Raw genomic sequence first — 19,340 nt, 5'->3', positions numbered from 1 at the left:
TTCATGCAAATCGCGCCGATTGGAGCCCTGGAAGCTACACTGGCAAACTTGACCACCAGCATAGCTTCCCAGCAGCAGATCACCGCCGGCACGGCAGCGCAGCCGGGTAACCGAATGGTGGGTGCCAATCAGGAAAAGCACGATGCCGCAAAGGTTACGATGCCTGAGCGCGGTGATGTCGCCACACGGGCAGGCCAGCAGGTGGCGCAGGCATCTTCGGGAGCCAATCCGGCAATGGCCGGACAATCCTCCAAACTGGAAAGGACCGAGCCGGTCGTCGAACACAAACTCTTCGACTATCTGGCCGAGGTGGAAAAGGCAGGGGGCGGGGCGTTTACGGATCCGTCGGCATTGTTCGGTTCTGCGGTTCAGTCGCTGGAAGGAACCATGCAGCAGGTCCAGAAGGCCCTTGGCCAGGCAAATGCCCCCGTGAATGCTGAAACGGCCGCCATGCAGGATGGCGCCGGCAAGACCGCCCCGTCAGCCAAGGAAGGCGAAAACGCCACTGCAAGGAATGCCGAGCAACTCCTCGAACGATCCATTTCGGTGATGTGGGCAGCCGCCAATCTCGAGGTCGTCACGAGCAGCGTGACAGCCGTTACGTCGTCCACCAGCACGCTAATCAAGCAACAGTAAGCCTACGGAGTGTTCGTGCACACGCTATCCTTGCCGCGGCGGTCAACACTATTGAATCGATGCGGCGTCCGGTGCCGCGTCGCGCTCGTTGTGGTGAGCATGCTTGTGCTCCAGGCGTGCTCGGTTGAGCTGTATTCCAATCTCAACCAGCGGCAGGCCAACGAGATCGTGGCCACGCTGATGCGTCACGGGATTCCGGCCCAACGCGAGGCCGGCAAGGACGGCAAAATGACGGTTTCGGTGCAGAAGGACCGTTTCGCCGAAGCCATGGCGATTCTCGACGAAAGCGGCTTGCCCAAACAGGAATTCCAGACGCTCGGCGACGTGTTCAAGCGAGACGGGCTTGTATCCTCGCCGGTCGAAGAGCGGGCGACGATGATCTATGGCCTGAGCCAGGAGCTGTCGCAGACGATTTCGGACATCGACGGCGTGCTTTCCGCGCGCGTTCATCTCGTCCTGCCCGAAAATGATCCGCTGAGACAGCGGCTGGTGCCATCGTCCGCCTCCGTCTTCATCCGGCACCGCGCATCCGTTCCGATGAATGAGCTGATCCCGCAGGTCAAGATGCTGGTGGCCAAAGGCATCGCCGGGCTGACCTACGACAATGTATCCGTCACGCTCATTCCGGTGACCGCGGCAGTGCCCGAGCTCGCAACCGGCGAGGCAGGTTTCACAACATTCCTCGGCCTCTGGCTGCATCCCGACAGCGTCGCCGCCGCGATGTGGCTGTTTTACGGCATGACGGCGGCCATACTCGCGCTGGCTGCCCGGCTAGCCTACGTCCAATGGTATAGACGGCCCGGTGTCTATGCGCTCGATGCTTCGGCAATGCCTGTGAAGAAGACATGATCCAGACCGGCTCGAAGCAGACTGCCAGCCCGGAATGGCGGACATTCATGTCCAATCCCGCAGGCTATGCTGATGCGGCCCGGCTAGCGGAATGCTTTGACGGCACGATCGGCGAGGCTGCCTGCGAGCGCATGTTGCGGTCGCAACGCCTGCATGAGCGATTATCGCAGCTTCTGCTCGACCATTATGGACTCACTTGCGCAATTTCCGACGAGCCCCCCGACGCGGTGGATCGGGCGATCGCTTTGTCGTCGGGTGAGGAGTTGGAGGAAGTTGCGCTTCGTGCCGGCGCGATCTACTGGGCCGGCAGTCTGGCCGCCGCCATCAATAAACGCCAAGCCGCCGCATTGCAGGCAGCACTCGGCCCGGAAATCTGTGCTTTCGCAGTCGCCAACCGCGATCTGACCGGTCCAATGCAGCCGTTGGAGCCGATGGAAGATATTCATCGTCGTGTCTATGCCGACGGCTTGCGTTGCCTTGGCGCCTGGTGTCAGGCGATGCCCGGCGACACGAGCATGCGAGTTCGCCTCAAGTTGATGCCGCATGAGCTTGTTGACCAGACGACGGCCAAACCATTTTCGGAAGCTGGCCCGGCGATTGTTCGACGGGCGATGAGTTAGACGAGATGGGCGAACCGGGCAAAGCGACCACTGGTGTGCCGAGGCGCCCTAAAGGCCGGATCCTGCGCGCTGCCGAGGCACGCGCCTGGCGAGATGGGCACGCCTTTCTCGACGAAGCCAGGCGTGATGCGCAGCAGTTGCGTGACGCCGCGCGGCGAGCCTATGCGGCCGAATATGCGCAGGGCTACGAAGACGGTAAGGCGCAAGGCGGCGCGGATGCCGCGCGTTTGGTGAGCGAGACCGCGGTCAAGGTAGATCGCTATCTTGGTGGGCTGGAAGCCGAAATCATCAATCTAGCCCTCGATGTCGTCAGGCGAGTGCTGGGAGAATTCGACGTCAGCATGCTTGTCGCCAAGGCGGCCAGGCAGGCGGTCGCTGAAATTCGCCGCGCCAAATATCTGAAGGTCCGACTTCATCCCGCTTCCGTTAACAAAGTTCGCGACGAACTGTACGTGGTCCTGCGCGAGAGTGACTTGGGTCTGACGGTCGAGATCGATGCGGATGATACGCTCCCGAGGGGCGCCTGCATCCTCTTGACCGATATTGCCGTCATTGACGCCAGCATCGACGCACAGCTCAATGCCTTTGCCGCTGCGATTTCATCAAAGGCCGAGGCGCCGGCATGACAAGTCCCGCCACCGAGATCGAGAGCCGCCTCGCATCGATCGTTCCGAACCTGCGTTCCGGTCTGCGTGACGATGCCAGCCGACCCAGGAAAGGGCGTGTACGGCGAGTGACCGGCACGGTCATTCATGCGACGGTGGAGGAGGTTCGGATCGGCGAGATATGCGAACTCGTCGATCCCAGGACCGGCAGGGCGACCAAGGCGGAAGTCGTCGGGCTCATGGACGAGATGGCGATCCTTGTTCCGCTTGGCGATCTCACCGGCCTTTCAAGCCTCACGGAGGTCATTGCGACCGGAAAGACCCAAACGGTTTCCGTCGGGCCCGGCCTGTTTGGTCGGGTGATCAACGCGTTCGGCGAGCCATTGGATGGCAAGCCGCTTTCGCCGGATGGGATTACCGGCAGCTATCCGGTCAATGCCTATCCGCCATCTCCGCTGGAGCGCAGTTTGATTTCCGAGCCTATCCAGCTCGGGATCCGCGCCCTCGATGGGCTTCTCACCTGCGCGCGGGGGCAGCGCGTCGGCATCTTCGGCGAGCCTGGTGTCGGCAAGTCGATCCTGCTTTCGGATATCGTCAGCGGCACCGACGCGGATGTTGCCGTGGTTGCTCTTGTCGGCGAACGCGGACGTGAAGTGCGCGAATTCGTCGAGCATCAGCTTGGCCCGGACGGGCTGGCGCGGGCAATCATCGTCGTTGCGACGTCCGACCGGCCGGCGATCGAGCGCGTCAAGGCCGCTTATGTGGCGACCAGCATTGCCGAATATTTTCGCGACCAGGGCAAGCATGTATTGCTGGCAATGGACAACATCACGCGGTTTGCCCGTGCGCAGCGCGAGATTGGCCTCGCTTCAGGCGAGCCGCCGACGCGTCGCGGTTTTCCGTCTTCGCTTTTTGCAGTTCTGCCCCAATTGCTCGAGCGCTCAGGGCCTGGCCGCGTCGGCTCCATTACAAGCCTTTACAGCGTTCTTCTGGAGGGCGATGGCACGCTGGATCCGGTTGCCGAAGAAATCCGGGCGCTTCTCGACGGGCACGTTTTTCTGTCAAACGAACTTGCGCAGCGCAATCATTTCCCGGCCATCGACGTGCTTCGCAGCCGCAGCCGCCTCATGGACACGGTGGTGCCGGCTGAGCATCGGTCGGACGCCGGCCGCTTACGGGAGCTGCTCGCCCGCTACGCCGACGTCGAATTGCTGCTGCGCGTCGGTGAATACGAAAAGGGCAGCGATGCGGTGGCGGACGAGGCGGTGGCGAAGATCGACACCATCAACGCCTTCCTGCGACAGCCGTCGGCCACACACGAGACCATCGAGAGGACACGCGAACGCATGCGGGGGATTGTCAATGAAAGATCGTGACATGATCGCACAATTGCGCGACCTCAGGCGCCGCGGTGAAAGGCGCGCAAACGAAGCGGTCATAAGGAAATATGCGGCTGCGCAGCGGGCCGCCGGGGAGGTTCAGGAGGCAGCCGCCGCGGTCAGGGAGCACCTCCAGCGCACAGCCGACGCCGAGGATGCAGCGTTCGATTCGCTTGTTGGACAACCGGTGAAGGCGGCCAGCCTTTACAGGCTTCAGGGACAGTTCGAGATCGCCGCCAGGCAAACCGAACGGCTCCGGGAAGACGAGAAGATGGCCGGCGTCACCGAGCAACGACGCAAAGCCGAGTTATCGGCAGCCCGCAATGATCATCGCGCGAGCATGAAGGCCGTGACGAAGCTGGACGGGCTATTGGAGCATCTGACCAAACGCACTGCGCGTCGTCGCCTCGCGCTTGCCGAGCTTTCCGAGGAAGACGAGCGCAGTCCACTGCGCTTGCCCACAGAACGATAGTCCAATCCGTCATCGTGTATATGGAAGTGTGATGCCTCAGGCCTTGGCGTCGGCAAAAAAGAAAGCGCGCGCAGAACCGGTGAGACGCACACGCTCGAGCGTTGGCGAGCCGCTGACATTGGAGTCTGTTGCGGCTGTGGAGGTTGAGGCTTTGAACGCCTTCTACCGCCGCCGTGCTCCCGCACAGATTACGATTGTCGGGAAAACCATGGTGATCGCGGCCGTCTGGCCGGCAACGAAACCTCAGGACCAGCCGCTGTGCACGATTTCGTTCACTGCCGGAGGCACGGCGGGCAAATTGCGCTTGCCGCTTTCTGTTGTCGAAAGGGGGCTTGCCAAGGCTGACGAGCTAGTCGACTTGAAACGACTGGCACCCGCTCACGCCGCACTGCTGCTGGAGTCCGTATTCGAAGAAGATCTCGAATGGATCGAGAGCAAGCTGGGCGAGACGGTCGCTATTACGTCGGTCGAACAAAAAGACAGTGTTTTGGACGAAACCGCGTTCGCTTTCGTCCTGACCGGCAAGGACGAAACCATAGATTGCGCCGTGCACACCGACAGCGTCGGCCTGGCTGTGCGGGCCGGGGCCTTTCTCGACGCGATCGGGAAAGCGAGGTCCCCGGTCCCTGCCCAATTCCCGCTGCCGGTCTGCCTTTGGCGCAACGCGCTTACAATCAGCCTTGGCGAGCTTCAAAGTCTGCAGCCTGACGATGTGGTGCTTTTCGATGACGAAGAGGAAGAGGCGGCATTCGTCATTGCCGAGCGGCTTTATGCCCCGGCCATCCTGACTGCCAGTGGGCCACAACTGCTTGCCGCCCCGACTGCAATCTCTGGATCGAAATGGGAGTGGACCATGAATCAGAACACACCGCCGCACGCCGACCAGACATTGGAAGAGTCAACTCTGGACGAGTTGCCGGTTGCGCTTGCCTTCGAGCTCGGCCGCATGGCAATGCCTCTCGGCGAGGTAAGGCAGCTTGCGCCCGGCGCCATCGTTCCGCTCGCCAATGTGACGAAGGAGACGGTCGACATCATCGCCAACGGCAAACGCGTAGGCCGTGGCGAGATCGTGCGGATCGGGGAGAGCCTGGGCGTGCGGGTCGCCCGCATGTTCGACAATGCTTGACAATTCGCCCAACCTGCTTGGGATTCTGATTGCCGTCGGCTTCGTCGGTTTGCTGCCGCTGGCAGTCGTCACCATGACCGGATTCCTGAAAATCTCGGTCGTGCTGTTCCTCATCCGCAATGCGCTCGGCGTCCAGCAGATGCCGCCCAATTTGGTCCTCTACGGCATAGCGCTCGTGCTCACGGTCTATGTCACGACGCCATTGCTGAGCGAGATGACGGGCCGGCTTCAGGAAGGGCAGGTTCAGTTCCAGACTACAGACGACCTCGCCAGGGCGGCGCAACTGGTCAGGGAACCATTACAGCAGCACCTCATCAAATTCACGCAGCCGGAAGAGCGGCAGTTCTTTCTTGACGGAACGAACCGCCTGTGGCCGGAACAGGCACGTCAAAATCTGAAAGACGACGATCTTTCGATACTAGTCCCTGCCTTTGTCGCGTCCGAGCTTACGCGCGCGTTTGAAATCGGCTTTCTGCTTTATCTTCCCTTCCTTATCATCGATATCGTTGTTGCAAACATCCTGATGACGCTCGGCATGATCATGGTCTCGCCGGTCCTCATTTCGATCCCGCTGAAACTGTTCCTTTTCGTCGCCATAGATGGCTGGTCGCGGCTGATGCACGGCCTCATCCTGAGTTACGTCTGACGCCGCTAGGAGGTTTGCATGAGCAATGACTTCATCCTGGCGAAGGTCCAAGGCGCGCTTCTGACAGTGCTGTTCGCGTCGAGCCCGGCGATTATCGCGGCGATGGCCGTCGGCATCCTTGTCGGGCTTGCCCAGGCGCTGACGCAAATTCAGGACCAGTCCCTGCCGCAGACGATTAAGCTCGTCGTGATCCTGCTGGTCATCATCGTCTTCGGCCCGCTGCTTGGCCACCAGATCGCGGAGCAGGCCTCAACGGCGCTGGACGAATTCCCCGTCGTCACGCGTTGAGGCACGCAGATGCCGGTCGAACCATTCTTCGCGTCGGTCAAAGAGCTTCAGTTCTTTCTTTTGGCCGGAGCTTTCGCGCTCGCACGCATGACCGGGTTCATGCTCCTGATGCCGCTCTTTTCGCGCGTGCCGCTATCGGGCCTTTTGCGCAACGGCGTTGCTCTGGCGCTGGCGGTTCCGGTCTTTCCGATGATCGTGAACAAACTGACGAACACTGACATCGCGACGACGATGATCGTCGTGTACATGCTCAAGGAGGTCGTGGTCGGGGTAACGCTCGGGCTGGCGATGGGCATACCGTTCTGGGCGGCCGAGGCTGCCGGCGATATCCTGGACCTACAGCGCGGCTCCACGATGGGCACGCTGATCGATCCGATGATGACCCATGAGACGAGTGCCACCGGCACCTTGCTCGCCGTTGTCATGGTCACGATCTACCTGGCTGCCGGCGGCCTCGAACTTTCTTTGACCAGCCTCTACGACAGCTATGGCCTGTGGCCGATCGACCAACTTCTGCCCGTGTTCAGCAAGGATGCAGCCGGAATCTTCCTCGATCTGCTGAACCGCATTCTGATGTTGGCATTGACCCTCGTGTTCCCGCTCATCATCAGCATGCTCTTGTCCGACATTGTGCTGGCCTTCTTGGCGCGCGCCTCACCGCACCTCAATGTTTTTGCGCTTTCGCTGATCGTGAAGACGCTGGTGTTTAGCCTCGTCTTTGTACTCTATTCTGCTTTCCTGCTCTTCTACATGAACCGGGACCTTGGCTTCCTGCATGAGGCAGCCCGACAGATAGAAGCGATCGGCTGCCGCAGCTGTCAATGAGAACGGGAAGGTTTGCGCAAGCGTCGGTCGTAAGATGAAGCAATCGTTGGCCGGCCAATAAATACAATTTATCGTTGAGGAAAGATTCTGACAATTGGACAAGCAGCCGAGCCGCCAACGATCTTACGCCCTCCCGACTTGTCTCTGAAACGCGCATACCCCCTCGGAAGCCATGGCTCGCCTGACCACTTCACCGATCTTCGAGGACCTGCGACTGGTCGATGCGGATAGGCTGCGCAGGCTTGTCAGAATGGGCGCCTATGAGGGGCATACAGGGGGGCTGGCGCGCGGCAAGCTCCAGGCCAATGTTGTGATTGTCCCCCGCAGCTTTGCCGGCGATTTCCACCAGTTTTGCATCCGCAACCCGAAACCTTGTCCATTGGTCGGCGTGAATCGCGCCGGCAGTCCATTGATCCCGGCGCTGGGCGATATCGACATCCGCACCGATGCCCCCCAGTACAACATCTATCACTTCGGGGAACTGACCCGTCAGAGAACGGACATCATCGATCTTTGGCGAGATGATTTTGCCGCTTTTGCGCTCGGCAGTTCGCTGACCGTCGAAGCCGCACTTGCCGAAAAGGGCGTGAAACTCCGCCGCATCGGCTGCGGCAAAGCCTCACCAAAGTTCCGAACCAGGATCAAGACTTGTCGCGTCGGACCGTTTGGTGGCGAAATGGTCGTCTCGATGCGTCCGATGAGCCATTGCGATGTCGACAGGGTTCGCGCCGTCACCGCACGCTTCCCGCATGCCCACGGCTCTCCCATCCATGTCGGAGAGCCCACGGTCATCGGAATAGCCGACTTGATGGCCCCCGACTGGGGCGAAGCGGTCAAGATCATGGACGGGGAGGTCCCTGTATTCTGGGCTAGCAGCATAACCGCACAGGATGCACTTACTCGTGCCGAACTCGCGACCTCGATCACGGTATCGCCGGGGCACATGCTGATCACCGATGTGGATGCGCGAGCCGATGCGGGCGCTTTCAAGGTCTACTAGCGGTCCATCTGGCTTCGCCCCGGCAAATGGTCCACGACGTGTTAAGCTTTTGGTAACTCTCCTGAGTCGAAAGCCAAGAAATACTGGCTCCTTTTGCCCTCGATAAATGTTAGGGCTGCCATCGAGGCGAGACAAAGGAGAAAAGACCGGGATGGCCACGGTACTGAACGCCAAGGGCGTTCCAATTCCCTACAGCGGATCCTCCGTAAAGTGGTATTCGGCGACGAATTCCGGCCCAACACTTTATGGCAGCACGTCCAACGACTCGATGTATGGGGACGGCAGCGTCACCGTCACAATGTATGGCGGCAAGGGCGATGACATCTATTATCTGTATGACTCTAAAAACAAAGCGGTCGAGCGGCCCGGCGAGGGTGTCGACACCATCTCGACCTGGATGAACTATAAGCTCCCAGCCAATTTCGAGAACCTGACGGTCACGGGCGACAAACGATATGCTTTCGGAAACGAGCTGAACAACATCATTACCGGCGGCTCCGGCCAACAGACGCTCGACGGCTTACGGGGCGATGACGTTTTGAAGGGCGGATCGGGGGCGGATATTTTCGTTGTAAACCCCGGCAACGGCAGTGATCTGATCCTGGACTTTGGTGCGACGGATACCGTTCGCGTCGGGAGCTACGGCTTCACCTCCTTCGAGGAGGTGCGCGCCAACATGGTGCAGTCGGGAGCGAACGTCCGACTCAATCTGTCCGACAGCGAGTTTCTCGTCTTCGCCAACAAGACCATCGGCGAGTTCACCGCAAGCCAGTTCAAGCTGGCCGTGGACAGGTCGGCTCTGGAACTCACCTTTTCGGACGAGTTCGACACGCTGGACCTGTGGAATGGTTCGAGCGGCACCTGGGACTCGAATTTCTGGTGGGGGGCCGCAAACGGCAGCTCGCTCACGAGCAACAAAGAGCTTCAATGGTATATCGATACCAACTACGCCCCGACAAGTTCCGTCAATCCGTTCAGTGTTGAGGACGGTGTTCTCACGATTACCGCCGCCCGGGCTCCTGAGGCGATCCGGCCCTACATAAACAATTACCAATACACGTCAGGTTTGCTGACGACCTACGAATCGTTCGCGCAGACCTACGGCTATTTCGAAATTCGGGCCGACATGCCCGAAAAACAAGGGGTATGGCCTGCCTTCTGGCTTCTCCCGGCGGACGGTTCCTGGCCGCCGGAACTGGACGTCGTCGAGATGGTCGGGCAGGATCCGAACAAGCTCATTTTGACAGGCCACTCGAACGCGACGGGGACTCATACAAAAGTGTCCTCTACCGCCTATGTCGCGGATACCGCAGGGTTCCACACATACGGGGTGCTGTGGACAGAAGACGAACTCGTCTGGTATTTCGACGACGTCGAAGTTGCCCGTGCCGCAACGCCTGCCGACATGCACGAGCCAATGTATATGCTGGTCAATCTGGCGGTTGGCGGCATGGCGGGAACGCCTGCCGACGGGCTTGCCACGCCTGCAGAAATGCAGATCGACTACATCCATGCCTATGCGTTGAACGATTGGGTTATCTAGGCGTAACACCTGACGGGGGGCTCGGCACGGACACGATCGTCATCAGGCCTGATTTCGGGCGCGGTCATTGCCGCCTGAGACTGAACCGTGACTGATGTGAAGGCGATGTCGCATCCCCATCCATCCGAGCCGCGAACGACCCTCGCAGCGGTTCTGGCTTCCTTCCGGCGAGCCTTGGCCGGAATTGCGTTGATGAGCGGCGTCGTCAATGTTCTAGCGCTGACCGGCTCGTTCTTCATGCTGCAGGTCTATGATCGCGTCATACCCGGCCGCAGCGTGCCGACGCTCGTCGGGCTCGCCGTGTTTGCCGGCACGCTTTTCGTCTTTCAGGGTGCTCTTGAGCTCATCCGGTCGCGTTTGCTGGTGCGCATCGGGATGGCGTTGGACGCGCGCTTGAGCGGACAGGTCTATGCCGCCCTCATGCGTTTGCCGTTGCGCACCAAGCTCGCAGGCGACGGCCTTCAATCGTTGCGCGATCTTGATCAGGTGCGTTCGTTTATGTCGAGCGCCGGTCCGACCGCGCTTTTCGACCTGCCCTGGATGCCGCTTTACCTCGCAATCTGCTTCCTGTTCCATTTCTGGATCGGCATGACGGCGCTGGCCGGCGTGGTCATTCTCTTCAGCCTGACATTGCTCGCCGAAATTCGCACGAGAGAGCCCGCCAGAAAGGCAAACAGTCAAGCGGCGGCGCGCAATACACTTGCCGAAGCGACACGTCGCAATGTCGAGGTTCTGCAGGCCATGGGCTTTGGATCACGCATCGCCGAGCGCTGGTCAGGGATCAATGCTGACTATCTCGATACCAATGCAACAGCGAGCGACCTTGCTGGGACACTCGGAACGATCTCGAAGATCCTGCGCATGATGCTGCAATCGGGTATCCTGGCGATCGGCGCATATCTCGTCATCCATCAGCAAGCGACCGGCGGCATCATGATCGCCAGTTCGATCATGATGAGCAGGGCACTCGCACCAATCGAACTGGCTATCGCGCACTGGAGGGGTTTCGTGAGCGCCCGCCAGGCCTGGGCCCGCTTGACCCAGCTTTTGGTCCTGCTTCCCGAAACTGCGACAAGTGTCTCGCTGCCTGCGCCGAAATCTGCTCTTTCGGTCGAAAGTATCAGTGTCACGCCGCCGGGGGAGCGTCGTATGGTCGTGCAAGACGCCACTTTTGCATTGGAAAAGGGCGTCGGCCTCGGCATTGTCGGGCCGAGCGCTTCCGGCAAGTCATCGCTCGTGCGCGCGGTTGCCGGCATATGGCTCCCAGTTCGCGGCACCGTCAGGCTGGATGGCGCAACGCTCGACCAGTGGTCGCCGGAAGAGCTGGGCAAGCATGTCGGCTACCTGCCGCAGGATGTCCAATTGTTCGACGGCACCATTGCCGAGAATATCGCGCGCTTCGAACCGCAGGCGCCCTCCGACAAGATACTGGCGGCTGCGCGCGCGGCCGGCGTTCATGAACTCGTCATCCATCTGCCGGAAGGCTACGAGACGCGGGTCGGCGAGGCCGGGTCGGCACTTTCGGCCGGCCAGAGGCAGCGGGTTGCACTGGCGCGGGCGCTCTATGGCGATCCGTTCCTCGTCATCCTCGACGAGCCCAATTCCAATCTCGATTCGGAGGGTGAGGCTGCACTGACGGTGGCGATCCAAAGCGTGCGCGCGCGAGGCGGTATTGCCGTCGTGGTGGCACATCGGCCGAGCGCGCTTGCAAGCCTGGATCAGGTTCTCGTGATGGCGAACGGCCGGATCCAGGCCTTTGGCCCGAAGAATGAGATCTTGAACAAGATAACCCGCCCGGCAGGCGTTCCCTTGAAGGTCGTTTCCGGGCTTGAAGAGACGGCATCCTGATGGCAGAACGCACGATATTCGCGGCCGATCGTACTATTCGACGCTATCTGCTTGGTGGGGTCGCAGCTTGCATACTTCTGATTGGGGGGGCCGGAAGCTTGGCCGCCGTCACCGAGATTTCCGGGGCCGTGATTGCTTCGGGAAAGCTAGTCGTCGATTCCAGCGTTAAGAAGGTGCAGCATCCGACGGGTGGCGTTGTCGGTAAAATCTTTGTCCGGGAAGGCGATGCCGTGAAGGCGGGCCAGGTTTTGATCCGCCTCGATGAGACGATCACCCGGGCCAATTTGGCGATCGTCACGAAGAGCCTGGACGAATTCGAGGCGCGCCTGGCTCGCCTTGAGGCCGAGCGCGACGGCAAAGGAAGCATCATCTTTCCAGCTTCGCTTGTGTCACGGCAGGATGCCCCTGAGATTGGTCGGGCGATGGCCGGCGAGCAATCTCTGTTCGAATTTCGCCGACAGGCACGCGCTGGCCAGAAGGCTCAGTTGGAAGAGCGTATTGCGCAGCTTGCCGAAGAAGTTTCCGGCTTGACCGAGCAAAGAGATGCCAAGAGCCAGGAAATCAAGTTGATCGGCTTTGAGCTCGAAGGCATGCGCAGCCTTTGGCAACGCAAGCTGGTTTCAATCGATCGCATAACTGCGCTTGAACGCGATGCCGTGCGGCTCAAAGGTGAGCACGGGCAACTGACCGCGGCCATAGCGCAATCGAAGGGTCGTACGTCGGAAATCCGTTTGCAGATCATTCAGATCGACCAGGATTTGCGCAGCGAGGTGGCGACCGAACTGCGTGACGTCCAGGCAAAGATCTCTGAATCCGTCGAGCGCAAGGTCTCGGCCGAAGATCAGCTCAAGCGGATCGATATACGCAGTCCGCAGACCGGCGTCGTTCATCAGCTTGGTGTGCACACGGTCGGTGGCGTTATTTCTCCGGGCGAGCTCATCATGCTGATTGTCCCGGTGACAGACGACCTGACCGTCGAGGCGCGCGTGGCCCCCCAAGACATCGATCAATTGACGTCAGGGCAAAGCGCGACGCTGCGGCTGTCGGCATTCAATCAGCAAACAACGCCGGAACTGAATGGTGCCGTCAGCAAGATTTCCGCCGACCTCAATGTCGATGAGAAAACAGGCGCTGGCTTTTACACCGTGCATGTTGTTTTACCGCGCACAGAGCTTACCAGGCTCAAGGGCCTGGCCCTGGCGCCTGGAATGCCTGTCGAGGTGTTCTTTTCGACCGGCAGCCGCACCATGCTGTCCTATCTCGTGAAACCTTTGGCGAACCAAATCCAACGGGCATTCAGGGAAGAATAGGCCGCGTCTCCGGGCGAGCCGACGAGCTGAACTCCGGAACAACGACGCGATTTTGCCGTTTCGCCTGAAACTGGAAGCGATCCACATGTCCGGGTTGACGAATGAAGAGATCGAGGGGCGGCTGAATGCCCAGCGAGAGACTCTGGCGCTGGTCGTCGCGCTGCTTGCCGGCCTCGACGCGACTTCCGAGCGAATATGGGCCGAACTGGAGGCCCGTTTTCAATTCCAGAATAATCAGGAAGACCCCGGCGCCCTGCCAAGCAGTGCGTTCGCCATTGAGAGTGCGATGATGCGGGAGTTCAAGCTGATCTTCGAGGAAGCGTGGGCACGCAATGCGGAATGGAACGACACAGACAACCCACCCATAAGAGGCGCTAGCTGAAAATCGCGAGCCCGGCTATGCGACCCTGCACCAAGTTCGCTTCGCTGCGGAGTGGCCAATCGAACGCTGCATCGTGCTTGGCGACAATAGCTCTAGACCAATTGATGCCAAACAAATCTTGAGCCTCGGCCACGGAGAGCGTTGCGCCGAGGGAGCCCACAATTCTGAATAGGCGGGCGGAACAGATCCGTCGCTCCGGATGGAGGCCATATTTTTCTGGCCTGACTCGGAAACATTTCCGGCATGCCAGTGTTAACGCACTGAGTGGGCGCGAGGCGCAGTTCCTCTGCCTGTGAGTGATCCTCCCTTTGGAGTGTACGATGCCGGCAACCGCCATGACAGAGGTCGAGGAGGTCAGGATCGAGCCCGACGGGCTCATTGGGCTGCTGGGCGTGCCGCACGGTGCGCAAGGCATCGTCATCTTCGCTCATGGCAGCGGAAGTGGACGGCTCAGTCCGCGCAACAATCACGTGGCCGCAGCACTTCGGCAGGCCGGACTGGCGACCCTTCTCGTCGACCTTTTGACGTCGATCGAGGAACGCGACAGGCGAAATGTCTTCGACATTGACCTGCTTGCATCGCGGCTCGCGCTGGCGACGCATTGGGCGGCTGCGGAAGCACGGACCAGAAGGCCTGTCCCACTTTATTTCGGGGCAAGCACTGGCGCGGCAGCCGCGTTGGTGGCCGCCTCACGCCCGGATGCAGGTATCGCGGCTGTCGTCTCGCGCGGCGGCCGGCCCGATCTGGCGATGGATGCGTTGCCGGCCGTGCGTGCCCCGACACTGCTTCTGGTCGGCCGCCTGGACGGGCCGGTGATTGGGATGAACGAGCGTGCCCTTGCCGCGCTGAAAGGCGAGAAACAGTTGATCATTATCGACGGTGCCGGCCACCTCTTCGAGGAGCCGGGCACAATGGACGAAGTGGTCAGACACGCCACGCGATGGTTCCTCGAGCATCTCGCGCCTCCGCAAAGGCCGAGGCAATGATCCTAGGCACCCCAAAACTCGATGCAGAAAAGGAAGGCCAATCCAGTTCCAAGGTGCTGAGAGGGTCGAGGAAGGCCGAAGCGCATCGCGCCATCGGGCCTCTCTTCCAACGCGAACGGGCCTGACTTATGGCAAATCACGGCGCGCCACTTCCGACGGTTCTTATCACCGGCAGCAGCGGCTTCCTGGGGCAGGCGATTGCGCGAGGTTTGATTGACCGCTACCGGGTTATCGGCCTCGACGTTGCAAAACCGAAGCATCCCCCCGCCGGCATGGAGACGATCGAGATCGATCTCACCTCCGATGAGAGCGTGAGTAGGGCTGTGAAAACAGCGCGGGAGCGCGGCGGTCGCATCGCCTCGGTCATCCACCTCGCGGCCTATTACGACACGACCGGCAAGGACAATCCGAAATATGACGCCGTCACCGTGCAGGGCACGCGCCGGCTCCTGCATGCGCTGACGGCCATCAAGACCGAGCAGTTCGTGTTCTCCAGCACGCTTCTCGCCCATGCCCCAAGCCCGGGGAGGGGCACGAAAATCAATGAGGACTCGCCGCTCGACCCGGCCTGGGCCTACCCAAGATCGAAAGCCGAAACCGAGGCGCTGATTTCGAGGGAGCGGGGCGAAATCAAGACGGTGATCCTGCGGCTCGCCGGCGTCTATGACGAAGACTGCCGGGCGGCCTTTATTGCCCAGCAGATCGCTCGCATCTTCGAGCGCTTGCCGACGGCCTATTTGTTCGCCGGCGATATCACCGCCGGCCAGCCCTATCTGCACAAGGACGATCTCGTCGATGCGGTGGTGCGTTGCGTCGACCGGCGCGCCGAACTTCCGGCCGAGACCGTGCTTCTGATCGGCGAAGAAGACACACCGTCATACGAGGAGATGCAGAAGCGCATCGGCCGCCTCATCCATGGCGAGGACTGGCGCACCTTAGCGCTGCCGAAGCAGCTGACGAAGCTCGGCGCGTGGGTGCAGACGGAGGTACTCGATCAGGACACCGACATCAAACCGTGGATGATCGAGAATTCGGACGATCATTACGAGATCGACATCGCGCGAGCCAAAGCTCTGCTGGGCTGGGCGCCTAGACACAGCCTGCTGGACACATTGCCGGAGATGATCCGCCGGCTGAAACGGGACCCCACAGACTGGTACGCGGCCAACAAGCTTGATCCGCCCGTTGTCGCGGCTTCGGACCCTGAGATCGAGCAGGCCGAAAGGCGACTTAAGGGACCGCTCGAACGAAGCAAGGAAGACGTCGAAGCGGCGATAAAGCGGCATCGGTCGAGGACGCTCTGGGCGCCGATGACCAACGCTGCGCTCGGACTGTGGCTGGCCACATCGCCGATGACAGTTGGCCTGTTCGACCCCGTCGCAGCCGCAATACCCCCCGCTCTGGGGCACGATATTGCGGAGCCACAATTCCGCAACGCCGGTCTCGGTGTCAGCGAGATCGTTTCCGGCCTGCTCGTGACGGTCTTTGCGTTGATGGGGATGTTCCGGCGCTGGCGCTGGGTGCAGTGGGTCGCGGCGTCGCTCGGTCTTTGGGTGATGCTTGCGCCGTTGCTGTTCTGGACGACCAGTGCCGCGGCCTATGCCATCGACACGCTCGTCGGCATGCTGATCGTCGCCTTTGCTGTAATGATCCCGCCGACCCCCGGCGTCAGCCGCCGTGCGCTGGCGGCCGACGACGACCGCCCGCTGGGCTGGACCTATTCGCCATCCACCTTCACGCAGCGGATCCCCATCGTGGCGTTGGCCTTTGTCGGCCTATTCGTTTCACGCTATCTCGCCGCCTACCAGATGGGCCACATAGATGGGCTGTGGGATCCGTTCTTCGGCCCCGGCGGCGCGCCGGTACGCAACGGCAGCGAGGCGGTGGTGACGTCATGGGTCTCGAAGGGTTTTCCAATCGCCGATGCCGGGCTCGGCGCTTTTGCCTATAGCCTCGACATCCTCGCCGGCGCGATCGGCGATCGCCGGCGCTGGCGCACCATGCCGTGGATGGTGCTCCTCTTCGGTTTGCTGATCGTTCCGCTCGGCGTGGTCAGTGTGTCCTTTATCATCATCCAGCCACCGCTGATTGGCGCGCTGTGCACACTCTGCATCCTCCAGGCCGCCGTCACGGTGGTGCTGATCCCTTACTCGGTCGATGAGGTGCTGGCGACCATCCAATATCTCTGGGGCGCCACGAGGGCGGGCGAGCCGTTTTGGCGTACCTTCTGGATGGGCGGACCGGCGCTGTCGGAGAACCAGACACCTGACACCGACCTCGACCGCCCTGCGTCCGAGTTGCTGAAGGAATTCGTCACCGGCGGCGTTAATTTCCCATGGACGCTGGTAGCCAGCACGCTACTTGGCGCCTTGTTGATGACGACGCCATTGATCTTTGGCACACAACCACCGCTCTACTTCAGCGATCACGTAGTCGGCTGTCTCATTGTCATGGTCGCAGTCACAGCCATGGCCGAAGTTGTCCGGCCGGTGCGCTTCTTAAATGTAGTGCTTGGTGCATGGATCGCGGTGTCACCCTTCGTGCTTTCCGGCGGTGGGACCACCGCGATCGTGGCGAACGTTGCGATCGGTCTGGCGCTGATCGTGCTCAGCCTGCCGCGCGGCACGCGCAGCAACCAACATTATGGCGGTTGGGATCGGGCGATTGTCTGAGTAACTCATAGCGAGCGCGCGCGTGACGATCTGCAAGAGCAGGTCGAGGAAGAGATCGAGTTCCCTGAACGAGGCTCGGCCTGACCGGCCGGCTAGATTTGTTCGCCGAGCAGGATCCTCGCATCCTTGGCCGCGACGATGAACGCTTGGCGCGCGACCCTTGGCGGCTTTTCGCCGCGGATAACAGCAAGGCAGGCTTCGATTGCAGCGAGCCGCGTCTTGGACGCTGGCGTCGACCAGTCCCTCAGCAGCACTTGAGCCGCGTCGGAGACAGACAAAACAACCCTGTCGCGATCGATCCGGCCGGGTTGAACGACTATCGGCTTTCTGAAACGTCTCGTACGCACGGCACTCTCCAAATCGAGGATATGCTAGCGGTGTCTATCGTTTTCGCCACCTCAAATGCACTGGTGCGCGGCTCGAAACACGTGGTCAACACCGACAGCGGTCACGAGATCCACAAGGATCAATCGCGACTCGATCCGCGAGCGGTCGACGCCGTGCGCGCCGGCAAGACAAGCCTGGAGCCCTGACAAACTTCCGCCAGGTTCGTTATTTCGCCTTTTGAAGCGGTGACACCGTGTAGATCTGATCCAGTATCTTCACCATCAGGGTATTCGCGGTTGCCTTGCCATCGGGCGACAGCGTCAGGTTTGTCCATATGATCAGCGTGACATCGTTGACCGGGTCATGGCCCATGAAGGAGTTGTAGCCGGCCATCTCGCCGCCATGGAAATAGACCTTGTTCGGCCCGAAGGTGATCGCGGAGATGCCGTATCCGTACTTCTGGCCTTCAGGCTTGCTTGGGTCCTCTGGCTCGGGACTGTCCAGCCACTGGCGCTGATAGTCGGCATTGAGAACCTTGCCGCCGACGAGCGCGCGTATCCAGGTCGCGAGGTCGTCCGCGGTCGAGACGACGCCGCCTGCGGCAAAATACGGCGAAGGGTTTTGCCACGTGTCATCGTTCGGCTTGAGCGTTCCTGCCTTGGCCGCCGCCTGGAGATCGTCCGGATAGGGCGCATCAACCAGAGCGTATGAGGTGCCGCCGTAGAGGTAGCCGTGCGCATAAGGCTCGGGGATGGCGTTCGACGTGCTCACCGGCAGCGCCGTATTCTTCATGCCGAGCGGTCCGAACAAGCGATCCTGGAAGATGCTGGCCAAAGGCTGCCCTTCGATCTTTTCGGCGACGAGGCCGAGCAAGTAATAGTTCGTATTGTTATATTCGAATTGGGCGCCCGGTTCGAACTGTGTCGGCCGATCGAAGGCCAGGGCGAGTACCTCCTTCGCCGTCCACACCTTGTCCGGATCATGGTCAAGGCTTTGGGCAAGTTCCGGCGCGTTGGTGAAGTTATTGAGGCCACTCCGCATCTTGATGAGCTGGCGAATGGTGATCTTGTCACCGTTCGGGACGCCCGGAACGTATTTCGAGATCAGATCGTCGAAGCCCAGCTTCCCTTCCTGGACCAGTTGCACGATCACGGCGGCCGTCATCGTCTTGGTGTTCGATGCGGGCCGGAAATGGGTATCGGCGCGCGGCGGGTTCGTGACCCCTAGCTCGGTTGTTCCGTAGCCGAAGCCAAAATTGCCCTGCGGAGTCTGCAGAAGAACCATGGCGCCGGGCAGCAGGAGTTCCTTAGCCGCACCTTCCACCATTCCCTGAAGCGCGACCGGGTCGATCGGCTTGAGAGCCGGTGTAGACGCGCCCATGGCGCTGCCCGTTGCGCACACCGCAATAACCACGGCGCCCACTGTTCTCGCTATCATTGTCTCACTCGCTGGCCAGGTCGACGAGATGAACCCCTTCGGAAACCCTAGCCTCTGTCTGTGACCGGAAATAGCAGCAACGGATGGATGTCGCCGATGACTGGCTCTTATGAGCTGAGATCGGCGAGGGGATGACGAACCGATTGCCGGCCGGCGTGGTTGCGTGTCAGTTGCCTCTGGACTGCTGATCATCTCGTAGCGAGACCCTATCCCATCGACGGCGAGATAGCCATGGCGAGGGGCGTTACTCGGCGCACTCGTCACCGACGTTTGGGCGGCGCCTCTCCGGAGTTTCTGCTTCTGGCGCGTTCCGGAGATGGCTCAGACCCGGCTTCCGGAGTTCAACCAAAGCGGACTCCCGTTAGCCACAGCTCCCACGTGTCGATGAG

Annotated in this window: 20 protein-coding genes; 18 read left to right on the top strand and 2 right to left on the bottom strand. The window is 60.8% G+C overall.

Annotation, left to right across the window (positions count from 1 at the left end):
- Positions 1 to 3: 3 nt before the first annotated feature.
- From ACWTU7_RS01855 to ACWTU7_RS01775, 17 genes are all read left to right on the top strand, one after another.
- A complete protein-coding gene (locus ACWTU7_RS01855; protein ID WP_455837496.1) occupies positions 4 to 636 on the top strand; it encodes a hypothetical protein in 633 nt (210 codons plus the stop codon).
- Positions 637 to 645: 9 nt separating this feature from the next.
- A complete protein-coding gene (gene sctJ, locus ACWTU7_RS01850) occupies positions 646 to 1,485 on the top strand; it encodes a type III secretion system inner membrane ring lipoprotein SctJ (protein WP_455837495.1) in 840 nt (279 codons plus the stop codon).
- Complete coding sequence (locus ACWTU7_RS01845) at positions 1,482 to 2,105, top strand: SctK family type III secretion system sorting platform protein (RefSeq protein WP_455837494.1); 624 nt, start codon at positions 1,482 to 1,484, stop codon at positions 2,103 to 2,105. Before sctJ ends, ACWTU7_RS01845 begins: the two co-directional genes overlap by 4 nt.
- A gap of 5 nt (positions 2,106 to 2,110) precedes the next feature.
- Entirely contained in the window at positions 2,111 to 2,731 is a 621-nt protein-coding gene (sctL, locus tag ACWTU7_RS01840) for a type III secretion system stator protein SctL (protein ID WP_455837493.1), read from the top strand.
- Positions 2,728 to 4,086, top strand: a complete 1,359-nt coding sequence (locus ACWTU7_RS01835) for a FliI/YscN family ATPase (protein WP_455837492.1) — start codon at positions 2,728 to 2,730, stop codon at positions 4,084 to 4,086. Before sctL ends, ACWTU7_RS01835 begins: the two co-directional genes overlap by 4 nt.
- 13 nt (positions 4,087 to 4,099) lie before the next feature.
- Entirely contained in the window at positions 4,100 to 4,561 is a 462-nt protein-coding gene (locus ACWTU7_RS01830) for a hypothetical protein (protein ID WP_455846484.1), read from the top strand.
- Positions 4,562 to 4,712: 151 nt separating this feature from the next.
- The gene (sctQ, locus tag ACWTU7_RS01825; protein WP_455837490.1) at positions 4,713 to 5,687 is read left to right on the top strand and encodes a type III secretion system cytoplasmic ring protein SctQ; all 975 of its coding nucleotides are present in this window, start codon (positions 4,713 to 4,715) and stop codon (positions 5,685 to 5,687) included.
- On the top strand, positions 5,680 to 6,333 hold the full coding sequence (gene sctR, locus ACWTU7_RS01820; protein WP_065006906.1) for a type III secretion system export apparatus subunit SctR: 654 nt from the start codon (positions 5,680 to 5,682) through the stop codon (positions 6,331 to 6,333). Before sctQ ends, sctR begins: the two co-directional genes overlap by 8 nt.
- 18 nt (positions 6,334 to 6,351) lie before the next feature.
- Positions 6,352 to 6,621 carry an EscS/YscS/HrcS family type III secretion system export apparatus protein gene (locus ACWTU7_RS01815; RefSeq protein WP_455837489.1) on the top strand — a complete coding sequence of 90 codons (270 nt, stop codon included), beginning with the start codon at positions 6,352 to 6,354 and terminating at the stop codon, positions 6,619 to 6,621.
- Between the two features lie 9 nt (positions 6,622 to 6,630).
- Entirely contained in the window at positions 6,631 to 7,446 is an 816-nt protein-coding gene (sctT, locus tag ACWTU7_RS01810) for a type III secretion system export apparatus subunit SctT (RefSeq protein WP_455837488.1), read from the top strand.
- A 172-nt stretch (positions 7,447 to 7,618) separates the two neighbouring features.
- Complete coding sequence (locus ACWTU7_RS01805) at positions 7,619 to 8,446, top strand: D-glutamate cyclase family protein (protein WP_455837487.1); 828 nt, start codon at positions 7,619 to 7,621, stop codon at positions 8,444 to 8,446.
- Positions 8,447 to 8,597: 151 nt separating this feature from the next.
- Entirely contained in the window at positions 8,598 to 9,989 is a 1,392-nt protein-coding gene (gene eglC, locus ACWTU7_RS01800; protein WP_455837486.1) for an endo-1,3-1,4-beta-glycanase EglC, read from the top strand.
- Between the two features lie 105 nt (positions 9,990 to 10,094).
- Positions 10,095 to 11,837: a type I secretion system permease/ATPase gene (locus ACWTU7_RS01795; RefSeq protein ID WP_455837634.1), complete on the top strand. Its 1,743-nt coding sequence runs from the start codon at positions 10,095 to 10,097 to the stop codon at positions 11,835 to 11,837.
- Positions 11,837 to 13,147: an HlyD family type I secretion periplasmic adaptor subunit gene (locus tag ACWTU7_RS01790; RefSeq protein ID WP_455837485.1), complete on the top strand. Its 1,311-nt coding sequence runs from the start codon at positions 11,837 to 11,839 to the stop codon at positions 13,145 to 13,147. Before ACWTU7_RS01795 ends, ACWTU7_RS01790 begins: the two co-directional genes overlap by 1 nt.
- 52 nt (positions 13,148 to 13,199) lie before the next feature.
- Entirely contained in the window at positions 13,200 to 13,529 is a 330-nt protein-coding gene (locus ACWTU7_RS01785) for a hypothetical protein (protein WP_455837484.1), read from the top strand.
- Positions 13,530 to 13,849: 320 nt separating this feature from the next.
- Positions 13,850 to 14,515, top strand: a complete 666-nt coding sequence (locus ACWTU7_RS01780) for a dienelactone hydrolase family protein (protein WP_455837483.1) — start codon at positions 13,850 to 13,852, stop codon at positions 14,513 to 14,515.
- A 128-nt stretch (positions 14,516 to 14,643) separates the two neighbouring features.
- Positions 14,644 to 17,187 (top strand): NAD-dependent epimerase/dehydratase family protein, encoded by a 2,544-nt coding sequence (locus ACWTU7_RS01775; protein ID WP_455837482.1) that lies wholly within the window; start codon positions 14,644 to 14,646, stop codon positions 17,185 to 17,187.
- A 92-nt stretch (positions 17,188 to 17,279) separates the two neighbouring features.
- Here ACWTU7_RS01775 and ACWTU7_RS01770 read toward each other — a convergent pair whose 3' ends face one another.
- The gene (locus ACWTU7_RS01770) at positions 17,280 to 17,534 is read right to left on the bottom strand and encodes a DUF982 domain-containing protein (RefSeq protein ID WP_455837481.1); all 255 of its coding nucleotides are present in this window, start codon (positions 17,532 to 17,534) and stop codon (positions 17,280 to 17,282) included.
- Between the two features lie 30 nt (positions 17,535 to 17,564).
- Here ACWTU7_RS01770 and ACWTU7_RS01765 point away from each other — a divergent pair, with 30 nt between their 5' ends.
- Positions 17,565 to 17,720 carry a hypothetical protein gene (locus ACWTU7_RS01765; protein ID WP_455837480.1) on the top strand — a complete coding sequence of 52 codons (156 nt, stop codon included), beginning with the start codon at positions 17,565 to 17,567 and terminating at the stop codon, positions 17,718 to 17,720.
- 19 nt (positions 17,721 to 17,739) lie between these two features.
- Here the strand turns inward: ACWTU7_RS01765 and ACWTU7_RS01760 are convergent, their stop codons facing one another.
- A complete protein-coding gene (locus ACWTU7_RS01760) occupies positions 17,740 to 18,951 on the bottom strand; it encodes a serine hydrolase domain-containing protein (RefSeq protein WP_455837479.1) in 1,212 nt (403 codons plus the stop codon).
- Positions 18,952 to 19,340: the final 389 nt, after the last annotated feature.

This window comes from Mesorhizobium sp. BHscii, assembly GCF_053848065.1.
Note: the sequence above shows the minus strand (reverse complement) of the source record. Positions and strands in the feature narration are given on the sequence as shown.